A 17,938-nucleotide genomic window follows, 5' to 3' on the forward strand; every position below is an offset into this window, starting at 1 on the left:
GCGCGGACTAAAAGTCCGCGCTACGTGCCGCGACTCCGAAACCGCTCTAGCTGGATGGGTTCTTAAAGCTGCCCAGAGGTTCGCCCCACTTCCAACGAAAAAAGCGACTCCGCAAGGAGTCGCTTTTTCTTGGTTTGATGCCAAAATGATGCTTTGCTATGCTAGGCCAACGCGTCGAGCGACACGCGCTCGGGCAGCATCAGGCGGCGGAATTCGCTCACGGAATAGCCCGTTACCTGGCGGAATTGGTTGCTCAGATGCTGGCCGGAGCTGTAGCGCATTTGGTCGGCAATTTGGTTGAGGGTGAGCTCGCCGTAGCTGAGCAGCTCCTTCACGCGCTCGATTTTGAGGCGAATGAGGTACTTTTCGATGGTGAGGTTGGCGGTGCGCGAGAACACCTTGCTCAGGTGCGAGTACGTGGCCGCAAACCGGTCGGTGAGGAAGGCAGAGGTGGTAAGCGGCGAGCGTGCCGTGCGCAGGTGCTCGAGGTAGTCGGCCAGCACGCCTTTGATTTGTTCGGTGAGCTGTTCGGCGCGGCCGCGCAGCAGCTCAAAGCCGGCGGCGTGCAGCAGCGGGGCCAAGGCTTCGGGGTCGGCGGGCGTTGTTTCGTCGAGCTCGGCCACACCCAGAGTTACAGCGGTGGGGCGGTAGCCAGCCCGCTCCAGCAGGTTGTGCACGGCTTCGACGCACCGGGGGCACACCATGTTTTTGATATGCAGTAGGTTAGTTTTCAAGGTCTTTAACGTGTTTCGGGCCGCCGCGAGGAAGCCGGTGGAGAAAAAGAACGAGTTGCAGGCGAAGAGGCCGCGGCCCTGCGTGGGCGCGGGGCCGGGGTCGAAACCTCTGCCCAGCCGCGCCCAAACCAGTGCCCGGTCGCCCAGGTCACAAAGGGCACAACGGCCAGAAAGGTTATCGCCAGCAACCAGAACAATACGAGAAAGGCAGAAAAAAGTCGCGAGAAGAACTGGTCACTTGTGCCAAACAAGTAACCGACCAGCATTAGTGCCAACACCAGGCTCACGCCGGCCAGCACGCCCACCCGCCGCCAGGGCCAGGCGGCAACGTGTTTGTGGAGGCGACGGCGCAACGGGAGAAGCATTAATTGGCGTTTTGGGAAGGTGAAAATACGGGAAAATTTGGTTTGACCAATAGGCTAAGCCAGCAACTTCAGCAACTCTTGCTGCACCGCTTCGCCGTTGTCGGCCTCGTACCAGGCATTCATGGTTTTCACTATTTGATTGGTATGCAATGACTTGTTGGCGTGCAGCTGATGGGCCAACGTTTGCGCTGCCGCCGGCCGCGGGCCCCAGTCGCCCAGGTCGGCGCCGGTGGCCGCATCGCGCCGAATGAGCTTGGGAATGCTGTTGCCGCCGTTGGTTTGGTGGGCGGCCATCAGCGCCGGGTGGTCGGACCGGAGCACGACGTAAAGCGTGACGTTGCCCTCGCTTTTTTCGGCCAAATGGGCCAGGATGGGCAGGGTGTGGGCCGTGTCGCCGCACCAGGCTTCGCCCAGCACCAGCCACGTTTCCGGCCGGGGCAGGGCGGCGAGTTTGGCCACCAGCTCGGGCAGCAAGGGCACGGCGTGGGCGCGGTCAAGGTGGGCCTGGTTTTGGTCGGTGAAGCGCACAAAGGCCGGGTTCTGGTCGGGGCCGCTGGTGCGGTGCTCGGCGCTGAGCGAGCCCACCAGCGCCCGAAACTCGGGGTAGGAATAGGCCGGGGCGGGCACGGTGGCAAGCAAAGGAATGGTATTGGCCATCAAGTGGAAAGCAAAAAGTGCTGGGAGGCGTGCAACTTAACCGCCGCCCCCACCGCTACAACCGTACCCGGGCCCAACGGTTCGGGTTGCGCGGCGGCAAGTTATTTTTCTACCTTGCGGCGTAGCTCATTCTCCACCTCTCCTTCACCGTCTCTTTTCATGCGTTTGCAATCCCTTCTCCGTCCCTTCGCCGTGGCCTGTGCCGTCACCGCCTCGCTCAGCGCTTGCAGCTCGGGCACCGATGATGGCGACACCAACGTGGAGCGCGGCTACACCAAAAAGAACGTAGGTGCTCCCACCAACGGCGACCTCAAGGGCGACTCCACCACCGCAGGCTTGTCCCGCGACACCACGCACCACGTCACCGGCAAAGAGCTGTACAAAGCCGCCGGCGACGCCAAAGACCGCAACCACGACGGCCTGGCCGACTAGCCCGGCGCCCGGGCCCACAGGCAGTTTCCAGCAAAAAGGCCCGCACCTGATGGCGCGGGCCTTTTGCTTGTTTGCAGAACGGGAAGGTGAATGGGGCAGCCGGGGCTAGTAAAAAATAAACCCATTGGGCCCCACCTTCACGGTGAAGGAGTCGATGGGCGCGCCGGAGGCCTGGTAGCGAATGAAGCGGCCGTTGCTGTTGAAGCTGGGCGAAATGGCGCCGTACACCGTGTTGTCGCGCGGGTCGATGGCAAAGCCGGAAAAGCTGCGGCGGATGAAGGGCGTGGTGGGCAAGGCCGTGGCCGTGGTGGGCAGGCGGTACTCGGCGCCCCCGAAGCTGTAGTACAACTCGTCTTTGGTGGGGCTAATGCGCAGCTTGCTGGGCCCGCCCGTGGCCGGGAACGTGAGTTTGAGCTGCGTGGCGGGGCTGCTGGGATTGAAGCGGATGAGGGCGCCCGCCGAAACCTGGACCGCCGCCCCGGTTGCGTACGACACAAAGCCCGAGCAAAGCACCCAAACGTTGCCGTCTTTATCGGCCGCCATGCTGGCGGGTCTGTCGGACACGGCAATGGTAGAGGTCAGCGTGCCCGTGGCCTCGTCAATCACCGAAACGGTGTTTTCCAAGCTGTTGGGCACGTAAATTTTACCGCCCAGGGCCAGCAGCTGCTCGGGGTTGCGGCCCACGGTCACGCGGCTGGTCACGGTGTTGGTGCTCAAATCCAAGATGCTGAGCACGCCTGGCGAGTAGGCGGGGGTGCTGTTGTACACCCCGCGCCACTCGGTGACGTAGCCCCGCGTGGCCGAGGTGGCCGTGAAGTAGCGGGGCTGCTCGATGCCGCTGATGGTGCCCGCCGTTTTGAAGCTGGGCAGGTCCACGACCTCGATTTTGCTCGAGGCGTTGACCACCACGTAGCCGCGCGTGCCCTGCACGCCCATGTCCTGCACCACATCGCCGAGCTTGGCCCCGCCGTTGGCGCTGCCGAAAGCGTCCACTGACGTCACGACTTTGGCCCCGCGATTGAAGCCGCTCACGGCACCATCGCCCACCCCAAATTGGCCTTCGCTGAGAATAAATACATCAGGCTTAGGCGCTTCTGGCTCGTTGTTATTGGGGTCGCACGAAGCCAGTACGGCCAAGCTCGCGAGAAAGGAAATGAACTGTTTTTTCATAAGTGTACCACTGGCACTGCCAGCAAAAAAGAAAAAAAGAGAAGTGGAGTTAAAAGAAACAGCGGCCCACGCGGCGGCTTCAGCGCCAGTTCAGGCGCAGGCTGGCGCTCAACGTGCGAGGCGGAGCCGGGCGCCCCGGGTAGCTGTAGTAAGCACGATTGAGCAGATTGGCCGCCTGCACCAGCACCAATAAGCTGGTGCCAGCCGGCCCGCGCACCGTGCGCCCCAGCGTGGCCCCCAGCAGCCCTGTGCCCGGCAGAAAATCAGTGCCCGACGCGTTGATGTAGCGAAAGCTGGTGAAGGCAAACGTGCCGCTCGCCAGCCAGCCGCGCCAGCGGTGGTCGGTGCTGAAGCTGGCCTGGTGCAGCGGCACAAAGGCTAGCTGCACGCCCACCGGGTCGGAGTCGGCGGCGGTGCCTTGGGTTTTGCGGGTGTCGGTGTAGTGGTAGGCCAGCTGCACGCCGCCGGAGTACTGCTTTTGGCGCAGGCGCAGGGCCGTGCTCGCCTCCACGCCCTGGCTGCGCACTTGGCGCAGGTTGCGCGGGCTCCAAATACCGGTGCTAAGGCTGGGCAGCCACTGCACCCAGTCGTTGACGTCCTGACGAAAGGCCGTGACTTCGGTTTCGGCCGTAACGCCGCTGGGCCACGTCAGGCGGTGGCGCAGGCCGGCCTCGTAGCCCAACCCTTCTTCGGGCCGCAGCTTGGGGTTGCCGCCGGGCAGCCAGTACCGTTCGTTCAGGGTGGGGGCGCGGTAGCTGCGGGCCGCACTAGCTTTGGCGGTGACCTGGCGAGTTGATGAGTTGGTGAGCAGGGAATCCTGCGCTAATGATAACAGGTCCCACTCCCCTCCCACCGTGGGCGTGAGCGGCGCCAACCCGGCTGGCAGAGCGGCCTGCCGCAAGTTGGCCGAAAGGCGCAGGCCGGGCCGGGGGTCGTAGCGCAACAGGGCGAACGCGGCTGCCCGGTTCTCGGCTACTTTGGCCATGCCGTAACCATCGACCAGGGCGCTGAAATGCTGCGCTTCGGCGCCCAGGCGCAAGCTGCCCCGGGCGCCCAGGGCGCTGGTGTGCTCGGCCTGGGCCTGGGTGGTGCGCACCCGCGAGTTGCTGGGGTCGCCGCCGTCGCGGTAGTTCAGGATGTCTTCGAACCAGGCCCCGCGCACGGCCCACTGCCGGCGGGCGGCCACGTGGCGGTAGCCCAGCACCAAGCGGCGGCTTTGGTCGTGCTCGCGGGCCTGGGTGGCGGTCACGTTCACACCCGACTGGATTTCGCGGTCGGCATCGGTCAGCCACGCGGCGGCGGTTAGCTCGCCGGCTTTGCCCACGCGCCAGGCCACGTCGGGGCTGATGCTCCACTGGTGGCGCAGGGCCGCATTGCGCAGCTGGTAGCGCACGGGGCCACTCGCTTCGCGCAGCACATACGAATAGTTGTTCTGAGCTTCGCGGTAGCTGCCGGCCACCCGCACCGCCACGGTGGGCGTGGCCGTGCGGGCTTCGAGGCTGCCGCCCCGCACGCCAAAGCTGCCCGCGTCGGCCTGCACGCTGCCGTGGAAGCCGGGCCGCCAGTCGGGCTCGGAGTTGAGCAGGACGGCGCCGCCCACGGCGCCACTGCCGTAGAGCGCCGCGGAGGGGCCAGGCTGAATGGCCACGCGGGTAGTGGCGCCAATGGGCAACAACGAAAAGTCGTTTTGGCCCAAAGTAGGCAGCATGATGTTCAGTCCATTCCAGAGCACGGCCGTGTGCTGGGCCGAGGTGCCCCGCAACGCAATGGTGGCCAGCTGGCCGGGGCCGTAGTTCTTGAGCGCAATGGGGGTGCGGGCTTGCAGCACGTCGGCCAGGTTGCCGCCGCGGTACTGCCCCAGCACGGCCGAGTCCAGCTCGAAGCGGCGGCTGCCCACGGCAAACCGCTCGGGGCCCACGGCGCGCACCCGCACTTCGGGCAGGCGGTGGCGCCGCCGGCTCAGCTGCGCAGAATCGGGCGGCGCGGCACCGGCGGGCGCGGGCTGTTGCGCGTGGGCCGCGTTCAGCCCAAGCACCAGCAGCAAGCCGCACCGCAGCGCGGCCCGACTTAATTGAAAAAAATGCATCCGAATCAAATTTTCGGTTAGGAAAATTCGATTCAAAATCCGCCGCCAAACCGCCTCAATTGAGGAAGTCAGTCGTCAGACCGAGGCCGAAAAACAGTTGCTAAACCGGCTACCCGAAAGCAGCCGCTGTTCTCTTTCTCCATTCGTCCTCCGCGAATGCTGAACCTGTGAATGCTGTGGCAGGTCTCCTGGCTTGCTCCGCCGAGTGGGCCGCCTTCCCATCCAACCACCAGTTTTCGAACCGAAAACCAGCGCCGAACAGTGGCGTGCGGGGCCCACCCCGATGTGAAGCGTACAGTTGCGGGGACAGCTCCGGCGTTGAACCGGATTCCCTTTTCAGCCGCGCCTCCGGACGGAGGGTTGGCACCATAGCGGGGCAAAGGTAACATGCAGCGCGGACTCTGCGAGTCCGCGTGTGGCAGAACGTTCTTCCGCACGCGGCTTCGCAGAGTCCCTCCAGGTACAACCACGCTACTCGCTAACGGCGCACGGTGAAGCCCACAAAATATTCGTGGTCACTCAAGCGGTTCATGGCCAGGTGGGTGCCAGCGTCGAGCTGCAGGTTCTTGGTCACCTTGAAAATGGGGGCGAAGTTCAACGAGGCTTGCCAGCGGCGCTGCTGGGTGTTCCACTGCCCTACCGCTTCGCCAATGAGGCCCACTTTTTCGGTGAAGTCGTACTCGACCGCCACCGACGGCATGAGGCGCACAAAGCGGCGGCCTTCTTCGCGGTCGTAGTTGAGGTCGGTTTCGAGTTGAACTTCAAGGTTGGCGTTGTCGCTCAGCTCCAGGTCGGTGGGCAGCACCAGGCCATATTCCATGCCGCCCCCCCCTACCCGCCCGCCGGTGGGCAGGCGCGCGAAGCCGATGACGGCCATGGCAAACTTGCCTTCCTGGTCGTCGCCCACAAAGTTGTGCTTCACCCGCAGGGTCACGTCGCCGAAGCCGGCCTGTCGCTGCTGCCAGTCGCTCGCTTCGGCGGGCCGCTGTTTGGCTACTTTGTAGAGGGGCACTTCGAGTTGCAGGTCGGTGCGGCGGCTCAGGCCCAGCTTGAATAGGGTGTAGGCGTACTTCCACTCCCGCTCCCGCTCGGTGTTTTTCGAGCCGTTGTTCACCAAGCGCAGCAGGTCCATTTCGAGCTGGGCGTGGCCGGCGTCGACGGTGAAGGGGCTTTCGGTCACGCCGGGACGGTCGGGCTGCAGCTCGCGCAGGCGGTTGCGCGGCACGGGCTTGCGCCAACTAAAATGGGCCGAGTCGTAGGGAATGGGTTTCTTGGGAGCTTGCTGCGCCCACCCCGCGGCAGGCAGCAGAAGCAATAGCCAGAACAGCTGTTTCATGCGCCGTGTACGTACCGCCGAGGTTTTGGTCACGGTTTCGGCCATGCAGCTTTTAGCTGGTGCCTAGGGTGGCAGCTTAAAACGGCACCACCACTTTCACGCTCACGTTACGGCCGGGGTTATAAATACCCGAGCGGCCATTGGGCGAAGCGGCGTAGTATTCGAAATACTTCAGCCGGTTGAGGTGGGCCTGGTAGGCGGTATCAAACAGGTTGTCGACCTGCACAAACAGCTGGGCCACCGGGCGGCCGGCGCGGGTGCTCCAGGTGGTGCCGGCCCCCAGGCCCAGCAGGGCGTAGCCGACCGTAGCGGTTTCGGTGTTGTCGAGGGCATAAAACCGGGTTTGGCGGGCGCTGCCGTCCACGGTGGCCCGGAAGTAGGTGCCGCTGAGGCGCCCGGAGCCGGTGGGCAAGGTGGCGCGCAGCTCGGAGCGGCCGCGCAGGGGCGGAATGAGCGGGAGGTAACGGGCGGCGCTGCCTTGGCGTTCCAGCACGGTGGCGTCGGCGTTTTCGCCTGTCACGTAGGCGGCGCTGCTGTTCCAGGCCAGCCACGGCAGGGCGGCGGGCCGCACGCTGAGGCTGGCCTCGAGGCCGTAGAGGCGCGCGGCGGCCTGCTGAAACTGGTAGGTGGTGTTGCCCGGCACAATGACCACGGGCTGGCCGGTGTCGTCAAGCAAGCGCGCCTGGTAGATGAAGTTCTGGACGTAATTGTGAAACACTTCCACGCTGGCATCGACGGTGGGCTGGTGCCAGAGCACGCCCACGTCCTGCTGCCAGCTGAATTCGGGTTGGAAGTTGCGGTTGCCGAGGTACACGATGTGGGCGCCGGGGTCGAGGCCGTTGGAGCCGATTTCGGGGATGTTGGGGGCCCGGTAGCCGCGGGCCAGGTTGGCGCGCAGCGTCAGCTCCTCGGTGGCCACGTAGCTCGCGCCCAAGCTAGCCGACACGCCCTGGTAGCGCCGCTCGAAGGCCGGAAACTGCCGCGTGGCTCCCGCAGCGCCTGGCTGCGCCCGCGTGTCGAAGCCCGTGGCTGGGTTAAAGGCCACGTAGAAGTCGTTCCAGCTTACCAGGCGGGTATCGTAGCGCAGGCCGCCGCTTACTTCCAGCTTGCCGAAGGGCTTTTTCAGGAGCAGAAAGCCGCCTGCATCCAGCAAATCATAGTTGGGAATGGGGAAGTCGGTGGCGTCCTGGTGGCGGTTTAGCTGGCCCATGCCGTTGCTGCCCACGCTCACTTGCAGGCCTTTCCAGTCGGGCAGGTGGTAGCGCAGGTCGTAGGTGTAGGTGGTCAGGCGCAGGGCCAGACCGGGCTGCGACGTGGCGGTGGGGTGGTTGAACTCCTCGCGGCTGTTTTGCTGGGCGCCGAGCAGCAGGTGCAGCTCGCCGCCGCCCAGGTGCACCTGCGTTTTGGTGAACACCCGGTAGTGTCGAATGCGTTGGTGCAGCGGCCCGATGGCGTAGGAGCGCAACTCGTCGTCGGTAGCCAAAGGGCGCCGCTTGATGTAGTCGAGCCCACTTTCGAACACCTGACGCGTGAAGCGCCGGCTGAGCGAGTCGCGGCTGCCGTCCGGGATTTCCTGCTGGTTGTCGTAGAGCGTGAGGTACCAATGCGAGCTGCCCCAAGCTTTGCTCACGCCGGCCATCCCGGTCAGCGTCAGTTCGCGGAAGCCAGTGTTGTACACCAGGCCGTCTACGCTATTGCGGTAGTCGCGGGCGAGGCGGTGGCTGGCCCGGAAACTGGTTTGGAAGCCGTTTTTCTGGTAATTCAGCCCCAGCGAGTTGCCCACCAAGCCGTTGTTGGACTGGTATTCGGCGAGGGCTTCGCCGCGCAGCTGGCCATCGGGGCCGCTGGGCAGGGCGGGCAGCAGGTTCACCACGCCGGCCACGGCGTCGGAGCCGTAGAGCAAGCTGGCGGGGCCTTTCACCACTTCCACCCGCTCGATGTCGTAGCCGTCCACTTCCACACCGTGCTCGTCGCCCCACTGCTGGCCTTCCTGGCGCAGGCCGTTATAGAGCGTGAGCACGCGGTTGTAGCCCAGCCCGCGGATGAAGGGCTTCGACACGTTGGGGCCCGTGGTCACGGCGCTCAGGCCGGGAATGCCGCGCACCGCCGCGTCGATGACGTTGGTGTTGGCGTTGAGGTTGATTTCGCGTCGGCTGAGCGTGGCAATGGGGACGGGACTGCGCCGCACTTCGGTGGCCCGCGATACCCCCGTTACCACCACTTCGGTTAGCTTCGCCGGCTCAGCAGCTAAAGCTAAATCTAGGTCCAGTCTTTGGCCAGCGGCCAGCGTTGCATCGCGGGTTGTGGCCGCGAAGCCTACGGCACTCACGACCACTCGCACTGCACCAGCAGGCACCTCCATTACCTGGAAAGCACCTTGCGCATCGGCAGTGGCGCCCAGCCCGGCGGCCGGCACCGCCACACTGGCGAAGGGCACGGGGCGGAGCTGCGCGTCGCGCACGGTGCCGCGCAGCGTGCCGGTTTGGGCCAGCAACACCTGCGGCAACAGCAACAGCAGAAGGACAAGGTGTTTCATTGGTCGTTGCAGCGACTTTCGCTGCTATTTAGAGCCTGATGGTGCAGACAGAATGGTCATGCAGAGCGCAGCGAGGCATCTCGCGTGGGGTAGTAATCAATGATTAGTGGCCGCGAGCGAGATGCTCCGCTCTGCATGACGGTACGACAGGCTTCTATGAGTGTAGCCTACCCCGTGAAGGTTTGCCAAAGCAGATACACGTTCAGCGCAATGATGATGGCGGTAACCGACCATGCCAGCACTTTCACCACCGGGTGGTTGACGAACACGCCCATTTTGGCTTTGCTGCTGGTAAACAACACCAGCGGCACCACCGCAAAGCTGAGCTGCATGGACAGAATTACCTGGCTGAGCACCAGCAGCTGGCCGGTGCCTTTTTCGCCGTACAGCAGCGTCACGACCAGGGCCGGCACCACGGCCACGAGGCGCGTAATTAGCCGCCGGGCCCAGGGCTTAATCTTCCAGTCGAGGAAGCCTTCCATCACAATCTGCCCGGCGAGCGTGCCGGTCAGCGTCGAGTTTTGGCCTGAAGCCAGCAACGCAATGGCAAACAGCACGCTGGCCGCGCCGGCGCCCAGCACGGGCGTGAGCAGCTTGTGGGCGTCGGCAATGTCGGCCACGTTCTCATAGCCTTTGCCGTGGAAGGAGGCCGCCGCCGTGACCAAAATGGCCGCGTTCACGAAAAACGCCAGAAACAGCGCCACCGTGGAATCGATGGTGGCGAACTTGATGGCCATGCGCTTGCCGGTCTCGGTCTGCTCAATCTGCCGGGTCTGCACAATGCTCGAGTGCAGGTACAGGTTGTGCGGCATGACGGTAGCGCCCAGGATGCCGATGGCCACGTAGAGCATGCCCGGCGTGGTAACTACCTGGCGCTGCGGCACCAGCCCGTGGGCCAGGGCCACCCAGTCGGGTCGCGAGACGATGATTTCGTACACGAAGCAGCCAAAAATCAGCACCGTGAGGCCCGCTACAAGGCTTTCGATGATGCGGAAGCCCTTGTTCTGGAAATAGAGCACCACCAGCACGTCGAGGGTGGTGAGCACGACGCCCCAGGCCAGCGGCAGGCCAAACAGCAGGTTTAGGGCAATGGCCGAGCCGATGACTTCGGCCAGGTCGCAGGCTGCGATGGCGATTTCACACAAAAACCAGAGCACCAGGCTCACGGGCCGCGAGTAGTGGTCGCGGCAGGCCTGGGCCAGGTCGCGGCCGGTCACAATGCCCAGCTTGGCGGCCAGATGCTGCAGGAGCATGGCAAACAAGTTGGAAATCAATACCACCGACAGCAGCGTATAGCCAAAGCGCGAGCCGCCCGCGAGGTCGGTGGCCCAGTTGCCGGGGTCCATGTAGCCCACGGCCACCATCAGGCCCGGGCCCCAGAAAGCCATCAGTTTGCGCCAAAAGGAGGCATCGGCGCCCGGCACGCGAATGCTGGCGTAGACTTCGCTCAGTGAATTGCCGCGCCGGGCGTGCCGCCAACCGGCTTCGGGGGCAGGCAGTTTGGGTTCGGTAAGCGTAGAGGGAGGCACGTTAGCAGCTTGGTTCAAAGCAAATATACATGATTTTTAGGTAAGCCTAAAAATATTTTTCGACTACCTTAAATACATTAAACTCTTACGGAAGGTTACGCCCACAATTCAATTTTTTTTTGCGGGTGAACTCCTGGTACGAAAATGCCGGTTGTGGGAGGTCCCAGTAGTCCCGGCCGGTTGGCGTGGCCACTCTCCGCGTTCCTGCCCGACCTTTGCGCCGAAACCCGCTTTGCATGACTCCCTCCCAAACCAAGCGCCGCCTCGGCTTGCTGTCCCTCGTGGTCAGCGTCGGGCTGGTGGCCGTTAAGTTCTACGCCTACCACCTCACCCGCTCGCAGGCCGTCCTCACCGACGCGCTCGAAAGCATCATCAACGTATTTACCAGCGGGTTTGCGCTCTACAGCTTGTACCTGGCGGGCCTGCCCAAAGACGAAAACCACCCCTACGGCCATGGCAAAGTCGAAAACCTTTCCCTCGGCTTTGAAGGTGCCTTGATTTTTATTGCCGGGGCGTTCATCCTTTACAACGCCACGCTCGGCCTCATCCACCCGCATCCCGTGGCGCGGCCCGACTGGGGCGTGCTGCTGCTGGCCAGCACGGCCGTGGTCAACCTGGGCGTGGGCCTCTTGCTGGTGCGCACCGGAAAGAAACTGAAGTCGGTGGCGCTGGTGGGCGACGGGCAGCACTTATACATCGACGCCCTCACGTCCATCGTGTCGTCGGTGGCGCTGGTGCTGGTGGCGGCCACGGGCATTGTGCGCTTCGACTCCGGGGCGGCCCTGCTGTTGGGCGGCTTCATTCTAGTGAACGGCGGGCGCATGCTGCGGCGCTCCGTGTCGGGGCTGATGGACGAAACCGACACCGCCGTGGTGGCCGAAGTCATTGCCGAGCTGCAGGCCCACCGCCGCGCCCCCTGGATTGACGTGCACAACCTGCGCGTGCAGCGCTACGGCGCCAACCTGCACATCGACTGCCACATGCAAATGCCGTACTACTTCACGCTCGAAGAAGTGCACTCGCAGCTGTTCGACATCGAAGAGCTCATCCGCGAACGGTTTGCGGTGGAGGTGGAAATGTTCGTGCACGCCGACCCCTGCACGTTTGCCGCGTGTTCGCTGTGCCTCATGGCCGACTGCCCCGTGCGGCAGCATCCCTTCGAGCACGAAGTGCCCTGGAACGTGCAAAACGCCGTCCGCAACGAGCGGCACCGCCTGGCCTGAGGTGGCCGGGAGCCCTACTGCATAGGTTGATGGTATCAACCTAACCCGTCATGCTGCGCGGCGCGCTGCATGACGGGTTTTTTACTGTTCAATTGTATTCCAATTGGGCAAAAAAAAAGAGGGCCCCGAAATTCGGGGCCCTCTTTTTATTCTAATCTAAGCGAAAGCTTCTTGCGGGTTACTGACCGCGACGAACTTCTATCCAGCCTTTGGTTTTGTTGCCGGTCGGGTCGGTCAGGTAGTAGTAGTACACGCCGTCGGGCTGGTCCGAGCCACCCCAGTTGTTGGCGTAGCTGCTGTATTCCTGTACCTTGCGGCCCCAGCGGTTGTAGATTTCCAGCTTGCCGCCGCGCTGGCTTACCGGCACCACGAACACGTCGTTCTGGTTGTCGTTGTTGGGCGTGATGATGTTGGGAAAGCCCAACTCGGGCACGATGACAATGCGCTGGGCAATGGACACCGGGCACTGGCCCGGGGTGCGGTTGGTGGTGGCGTTGGTGATGAGCGTGGAAGCGGCGCGGAGGCGGATGATGTACGTGCCGCCTTCGAAGAGCACTAGGTCGCCGGGCACGTAGGTGCGGGCAAACAACCGAGCGGGCTCGGTTACGGGGCGGCCCGCGCCGTCTTTGATGCGCTGGTAGGTCCAGCGGATGGAGTCCATGCGGAACTGCGTGGATACGTACGCTGTGGGCAGCACCCCGGCAATGGTGGACGTGTTGTTGAACTTATAGGTGATGGGCGGGATGGCGGTGCCCACCGGCAGGTTGCCGTTGGTGGCCGTGCGGCTCGAGAGCGAATCGGTGATGGTGAAGCGCGCCACCACCGGCGGAGCCACCCGCACCAGGATGGACGTGGTGTCGCCACAGCCCGGACCAAAGCCGCTGTTGGGCGTGATGGACAGCCTGTAGCGGCTGGTCATGGTGGGCATCACGGTGATGTTTTGGCTGTTGGCCGTGGCCGCGTTGAAACCGTTGCCCCGCACCAGCTCCCAGCGGTACGAATAGGTTTGCAAGCGCGAGGTGTTGCGCGCAAAGTCGCGCACCGAGTCCGGGCGCACCACGCTGCCGCGCAGGTTGAGGGTGCCGTCGCACACCGTCACGGGCGACACGTTGGCCAGGCTGGCTGGGCCGGCCGTGGCCAGGGCCGTGGCAAAGTTTCCTTTGCGAATGCGGATGACCACCACGCGGTTCTGGACGCCTTTGATGGGGCAGGCGTTGTCCTCAATCTTGATGTTGAGGCGAATAATCCGTCCTTCGGTACTGGGCGAGGGCTGGAAGAAGAACACGCCCTGCGGATTGGCCGTGCCGTTGCGGGTGAGCGTGAAGGTGCCAATGTCGCCGTTGGCGAGCAGGTTGGGGTCGGTGTTGATGTTCTGCGGCAGCGTGATGTTCAGGAGCTGCAGCGGGTTGGCGGCCGGGCGGTTGGGGCGGGCCGTGTTGTCGGGGTCGGTGAAGTTGAGGGTAACGCGCGAGTAGTTGCAGGTAAACACGTCGATTTGGGTAGTGTCGCGCGTGTTGACGGTGCTGGTGCTGGAATTCACCGTCTGGTTGGTGGCCTGCACGGGGTTGGGCGTGGTGTTGGCGCCACAGTCCGTCACAATCAGGTTGGCCTCGCGGCGCACCGTGCCGATGACGCGGCGCACGCCGCCAATGCGGCGGTATTCGGTGATGAGCACCGCAATCTGGTACTTGTTGCGGCCCACCTGCGGGTCGGTGTTGGGGTAGTAAACGTTGGGGGTGAAGGAGATGGTCCGGGCCCGCTCGTTGAAGTCGAAGCGCGGACGGCCTTGCCGGATGGGGCAAACACCGGTCGTGTCTACGGCCACGGGCAGGGGCAGGATGGGCGAGAAATCGGTGCCCGTCATCCCCGGAATCTCAAGCACACACAGCGGACTGCGGGAGATGATGAACACGCCGCCCAGCAGGTTGGGAAAGGGCTTGTAGGTGGCGGGCTCGCCGCAGTCTTCCAGCGGGGTGGTCAGCGAATACACCAGCGAGTCGCCGTCGGGCTCGATGGCCGAATAGGTGATGGTGTTGGGCTGGTTCCAGCACACGTACTGAATCGGAATATCCTGGGGGTCGAACTGGGGCGACGTGTTGGTCACGTTGGTGCCACGGTTGTCGAGGGTGGCTTGCACGTGCAGGTTCCCGGCCACGATGTTGGCCAGCGTGGGGCGAGCGCTGGAGAAAGTGCTCAGGGTCCAGTTACCGGGCGGCAGGGTCACGTCGGCCTGGTACGAGTACACGTCGTAGTTGGGCAAGCCGCTTGGGCCCTGGCAAGGGCCGGCCGAAGCCGTAGAGCAGAACGGGTTGCCGGGCAGCACGCCGCCTTGTTGCACCAGCGTGGCCGTTACTTGCGCCGGCGTGTTGCAGCCGCCGGTGCGGCACTCCAGCGTTAGGGTGCCGGGGGCAATGCCCGTGCAGTCGCGGTACAGACGAAATTTTACCCGGTAGTTATTACCTCCCAGGGAGGTATAGGTCAAGTCGCCGCCCAACAAGTGGGTGGCTTGCACCGCAGGCACTCCGCCCAACAGGCAGGAGGCAAGAAGCAATAAGGTGAAAGAATGTAAGATTTTTTTCATGGGTGTGAAAAGGGGAGAAGGTGAAACGACAAAGCGGGGTGGTCACCGAGGGTTCGGCGCAACAATATACAGGCGACAGGGAAAGCGCACAAATTCAGTCCCAAGCGTAAGCGCGCAACGGCAATCAAGCTTAGCAAATTACGAGCCATACTTGATAAAATCATGTCGAAATGGAACTAAATTATATTCGCTATTTACTCACGAGTTTTTCTTTGTATGTTTCAGGGCTAGATATCTTTTTTGCTGTCTTCGCCCGTGCGCGGACCCTGGCTCCACCCTTACCACGGGCCGGGCAACAAGCTGGACTTGTCTCTTTTTCACCCCCTTTTCTTTTTTCACCCTTTTCGTATTCTATGCAACACTTCTCCTTACTAGGACCACCCGGCACTGCTTGGCAGCGCGGGTGGTTTGTGCTCTTACTGCTGCTGCTCGGGCCCGGGGCCATGGCGCAAACCTCTACCATAGGGTCAACGGCGGTGCCGGTGGTGGCCCCGGCTACCAGCTCGAACTTCTACGGGCCTTTGTACCGCTCCACTGCTGGGTCTACATTCAACTACTCCCGCTACGCGCACCTGTACACCCCCGCTGAGCTGAACGTGCCTTCCGGGTCGGTCATCACCCAGCTGGCCTGGCTAAAATCCAACGCGGGCACCCTCACGGGCAGCAACGTCTTCACGGTGCAGCTGGCCAATTCGGCCCAGGCCACGCTGGGCACCACCCAGCCCTGGAGCGCGCTCACCACGGGCGCCACCCAGGTGTACACATCGACCACCCAACAGGTGACGGGCGCGGCCGGCGACTATTTCAGCGTGACGCTCAGCCAGCCGTTTGTGTACACCGGGGGCAACCTGCTGGTCCTCACCGACCACGAGAAGCAGGGCACGGCCTCGGGCGCCATCAACTTTGTGACGAACCCCGCCGTGGGCTACGCGCTGGGCTTCGCCGATGGCTCGGCTCTGACTGCGGCCACGGCCCTGACCGCGGTTTCGTACGGCGACCGCCGGCCCACCCTCCGGGTGACTTACACGCCGGGGGGGCCGTGCACCACGCCCCCCAACGCCGGCACCACGCTGGCCTCGGCCACCTCGGCGTGCGCCGGGGCCGTAGTGAGCTTTTCGCTGCAAGGCGCCACGTCTGGCACGGGCCAGACCTACCAGTGGCAGGTTTCGACCAACGGCACGACGTTCGCCGACATCGCCGGTGCCACCGGCCAGACGTATACGTCGGGTCCGCTAACGGCCACGCGCACGTTCCGGGCGGTGATAAGCTGCAGCGGCCAAACCGCCACCTCCACCCCCGCCACGGTGACCGTGACGGCGGCCACCTACGCCACGCTGCCCGTGGCCGAGGGCTTTGAGGGAACGTGGGTGGACGCCTGCGCCACCCGCGACATTCCCAGCAACAGCTGGCGCAACAACCCCTCGTCGGGCAACGCCTCCTGGCGCCGCGACGACGACGGCGCCGCCGCCAACTGGACCAGCGCGACCACCGGTGGCTACACCCCCACGGGCAGTGCGGGCACGCGCTCGGCGCGCTTCCACAGCTACGGCGCTGCCGCCACCAACAGCGGCACTCTCGACCTGTACGTGAATTTGAGCCCGGCCGGCACCAAGGTGCTGCAATTCGACTATGTGAACACCGCGGGCAACGACTCTTTGTTTGTGGAGGCCTCCACGGACGGGGGCGCCACGTTTGGTGCCCCCTTGCTGAAGCTGGGCATCAGCGGCACGGTGGCCCAGGGCTGGCAGCCCCAAAGCGTGAGCCTTACGTCGACTTCGACAACTGCGCTGGTGCGCTTCCGGACGAAAGTAACCACGACTTTGACTTCCGACATTGGCCTGGACAACGTGCGCGTTGCCGTGCTTACGGGCGTGCCCACCTGCGCCACCGCCCTGACGCCGGCCGCCGGTGCCACCGGCGCCTCGCGCAACACGCCCATTACCTGGCAGCCTGGCACGGGCATCACCACCGGCTACGACGTGTACTTCGGCACCACGGCCACCCCGCCGCTGGTGAGCACCAACCAAAACAGCACCAGCTACACGCCAACCACGCTGTTGGCGGCCGCTACTACGTACTATTATCAGGTAGTGCCCCGTAACGCCAACGGCCCCGCGGTGGGCTGCGGCGTGCAAAGCTTCACCACCAACAGCGTGCCGGTGTACTGCGACCCGAGCACCACCAATCTGGGCGGCATTTGCGGCGGCAACAACGTGACCCAGGTAACGGTGGGCAACTCTGGCCTGAATGCGACCGGCCTGACTTGCACCACGGTGCCCAACGGCGTGGGCACGGGCACCAGCGCTTACACCAGCTACCCCGTGGCAGGCACCACTACCGGCACCTTGTTGCAGGGCCTCACTTATCCCCTGACGGTGACCAGCAACGGCGCCAGCATCATGTCGGTGTGGGTAGACTACAACCAGAACGGCACCTTCGAAGCCACCGAATGGACGCAGATTGCCGCCGCCTCTACCGCCAACACGGCCGTAACCGTGAACATCACAGTGCCCCCTACGGCTACCCTGGGCCTGACCGGCTTGCGGGTGCGTAGCCGCGGCACCGGCAGTCCCAACGGCGCGGGCGATGCCTGCACCAACTTTGCCAGCGGCGAAACCAAAGACTTTGTGGTGACCATCGGGGCGGCTCCTTCTTGCGCTCCGCCTACGGCGCTGCTGGCCACCAACCTGAGCACTACTTCGGCCACGCTCTCCTACAGCGCCGGCAATGGCACGGCTACCAGCTACGTGGTGCAGTACGGCCCGGCGGGCTTCAACCCGGCCCAGCCCAGCTCGGCCACCAACCCCTACACCAGCGTGACCACCACGGCCCTGACGGTGCCCGCAACGGGCCTGACAGCCAATACGGCCTATCAGTTTTACGTGACCAAAAGCTGCGGTGCCGGCCAAACCAGCCAGACCGCCGGACCCGCCAATTTCACCACGCTGTGCGCGGCCCCCGTGTATGCTACCCTGCCGGTGACGGAAAGCTTTGAAACCACTTGGGTGGACGGCTGCGGCACCCGCGACGTACCCGCCAACACCTGGCGCAACACGCCCCCCACGGGCAACAACTCGTGGCGCCGCGAAGACGACCCCGCCAGCGCCGCCTGGGGAAACCCCACCTTGGGCCTCTATACGCCTGCTTTCAGCCAGGGCGCGCACTCGGCCCGCTTCCACAGCGGAGAGGCTTCTTTGGGCCAGATTGGCACGCTGGACCTGTTCGTGAACCTGAGCGCGGCGGGCGCCAAGCGCCTGAGCTTCGACTACATCAACACCAGCGGCTCGGA

Annotated in this window: 11 protein-coding genes and 1 riboswitch; of the genes, 3 read left to right on the plus strand and 8 right to left on the minus strand. The window is 64.1% G+C overall.

Going from position 1 to position 17,938, the window contains the following annotated elements; all coding sequences use genetic code 11:
• Positions 1 to 161 precede the first annotated feature (161 nt).
• Both VF629_RS02045 and VF629_RS02050 read right to left on the minus strand, forming a co-directional pair.
• A complete protein-coding gene (locus tag VF629_RS02045) occupies positions 162 to 734 on the minus strand; it encodes an AraC family transcriptional regulator (RefSeq protein WP_331056779.1) in 573 nt (190 codons plus the stop codon).
• A gap of 419 nt (positions 735 to 1,153) precedes the next feature.
• Positions 1,154 to 1,756, minus strand: a complete 603-nt coding sequence (locus VF629_RS02050) for a thioredoxin family protein (RefSeq protein ID WP_331056780.1) — start codon at positions 1,754 to 1,756, stop codon at positions 1,154 to 1,156.
• Between the two features lie 159 nt (positions 1,757 to 1,915).
• Between VF629_RS02050 and VF629_RS02055 the strand changes: the two genes are divergently transcribed.
• Positions 1,916 to 2,188: a hypothetical protein gene (locus VF629_RS02055; protein ID WP_331056781.1), complete on the plus strand. Its 273-nt coding sequence runs from the start codon at positions 1,916 to 1,918 to the stop codon at positions 2,186 to 2,188.
• 105 nt (positions 2,189 to 2,293) lie between these two features.
• Here the strand turns inward: VF629_RS02055 and VF629_RS02060 are convergent, their stop codons facing one another.
• The 5 genes from VF629_RS02060 to VF629_RS02080 all read right to left on the minus strand — a co-directional run bounded on the left by VF629_RS02060 (position 2,294) and on the right by VF629_RS02080 (position 10,815).
• Entirely contained in the window at positions 2,294 to 3,358 is a 1,065-nt protein-coding gene (locus VF629_RS02060; protein WP_331056782.1) for a YncE family protein, read from the minus strand.
• Between the two features lie 79 nt (positions 3,359 to 3,437).
• The gene (locus VF629_RS02065) at positions 3,438 to 5,444 is read right to left on the minus strand and encodes a TonB-dependent receptor plug domain-containing protein (RefSeq protein ID WP_331056783.1); all 2,007 of its coding nucleotides are present in this window, start codon (positions 5,442 to 5,444) and stop codon (positions 3,438 to 3,440) included.
• Positions 5,445 to 5,605: 161 nt separating this feature from the next.
• A riboswitch (cobalamin riboswitch) is annotated at positions 5,606 to 5,830 on the minus strand.
• Between the two features lie 92 nt (positions 5,831 to 5,922).
• Complete coding sequence (locus VF629_RS02070) at positions 5,923 to 6,780, minus strand: transporter (RefSeq protein WP_331056784.1); 858 nt, start codon at positions 6,778 to 6,780, stop codon at positions 5,923 to 5,925.
• A 76-nt stretch (positions 6,781 to 6,856) separates the two neighbouring features.
• The gene (locus VF629_RS02075; RefSeq protein ID WP_331056785.1) at positions 6,857 to 9,316 is read right to left on the minus strand and encodes a TonB-dependent receptor; all 2,460 of its coding nucleotides are present in this window, start codon (positions 9,314 to 9,316) and stop codon (positions 6,857 to 6,859) included.
• A 167-nt stretch (positions 9,317 to 9,483) separates the two neighbouring features.
• Positions 9,484 to 10,815 carry an Nramp family divalent metal transporter gene (locus VF629_RS02080; protein ID WP_331056789.1) on the minus strand — a complete coding sequence of 444 codons (1,332 nt, stop codon included), beginning with the start codon at positions 10,813 to 10,815 and terminating at the stop codon, positions 9,484 to 9,486.
• A 266-nt stretch (positions 10,816 to 11,081) separates the two neighbouring features.
• Between VF629_RS02080 and VF629_RS02085 the strand changes: the two genes are divergently transcribed.
• Entirely contained in the window at positions 11,082 to 12,068 is a 987-nt protein-coding gene (locus VF629_RS02085; RefSeq protein ID WP_331056786.1) for a cation diffusion facilitator family transporter, read from the plus strand.
• A gap of 178 nt (positions 12,069 to 12,246) precedes the next feature.
• On the opposite strand, the gene VF629_RS02090 is transcribed toward VF629_RS02085, so the two are convergent.
• Entirely contained in the window at positions 12,247 to 14,649 is a 2,403-nt protein-coding gene (locus VF629_RS02090; RefSeq protein ID WP_331056787.1) for a gliding motility-associated C-terminal domain-containing protein, read from the minus strand.
• Positions 14,650 to 15,002: 353 nt separating this feature from the next.
• On the opposite strand from VF629_RS02090, the gene VF629_RS02095 reads away from it, so the two are divergent.
• Positions 15,003 to 17,938, plus strand: a 2,936-nt coding sequence (locus VF629_RS02095; protein ID WP_331056788.1) for a GEVED domain-containing protein, incomplete at its 3' end; no start/stop codon positions are given.

This window comes from Hymenobacter sp. (assembly GCF_036388155.1).
Taxonomy (GTDB): Bacteria; Bacteroidota; Bacteroidia; order Cytophagales; family Hymenobacteraceae; genus Hymenobacter.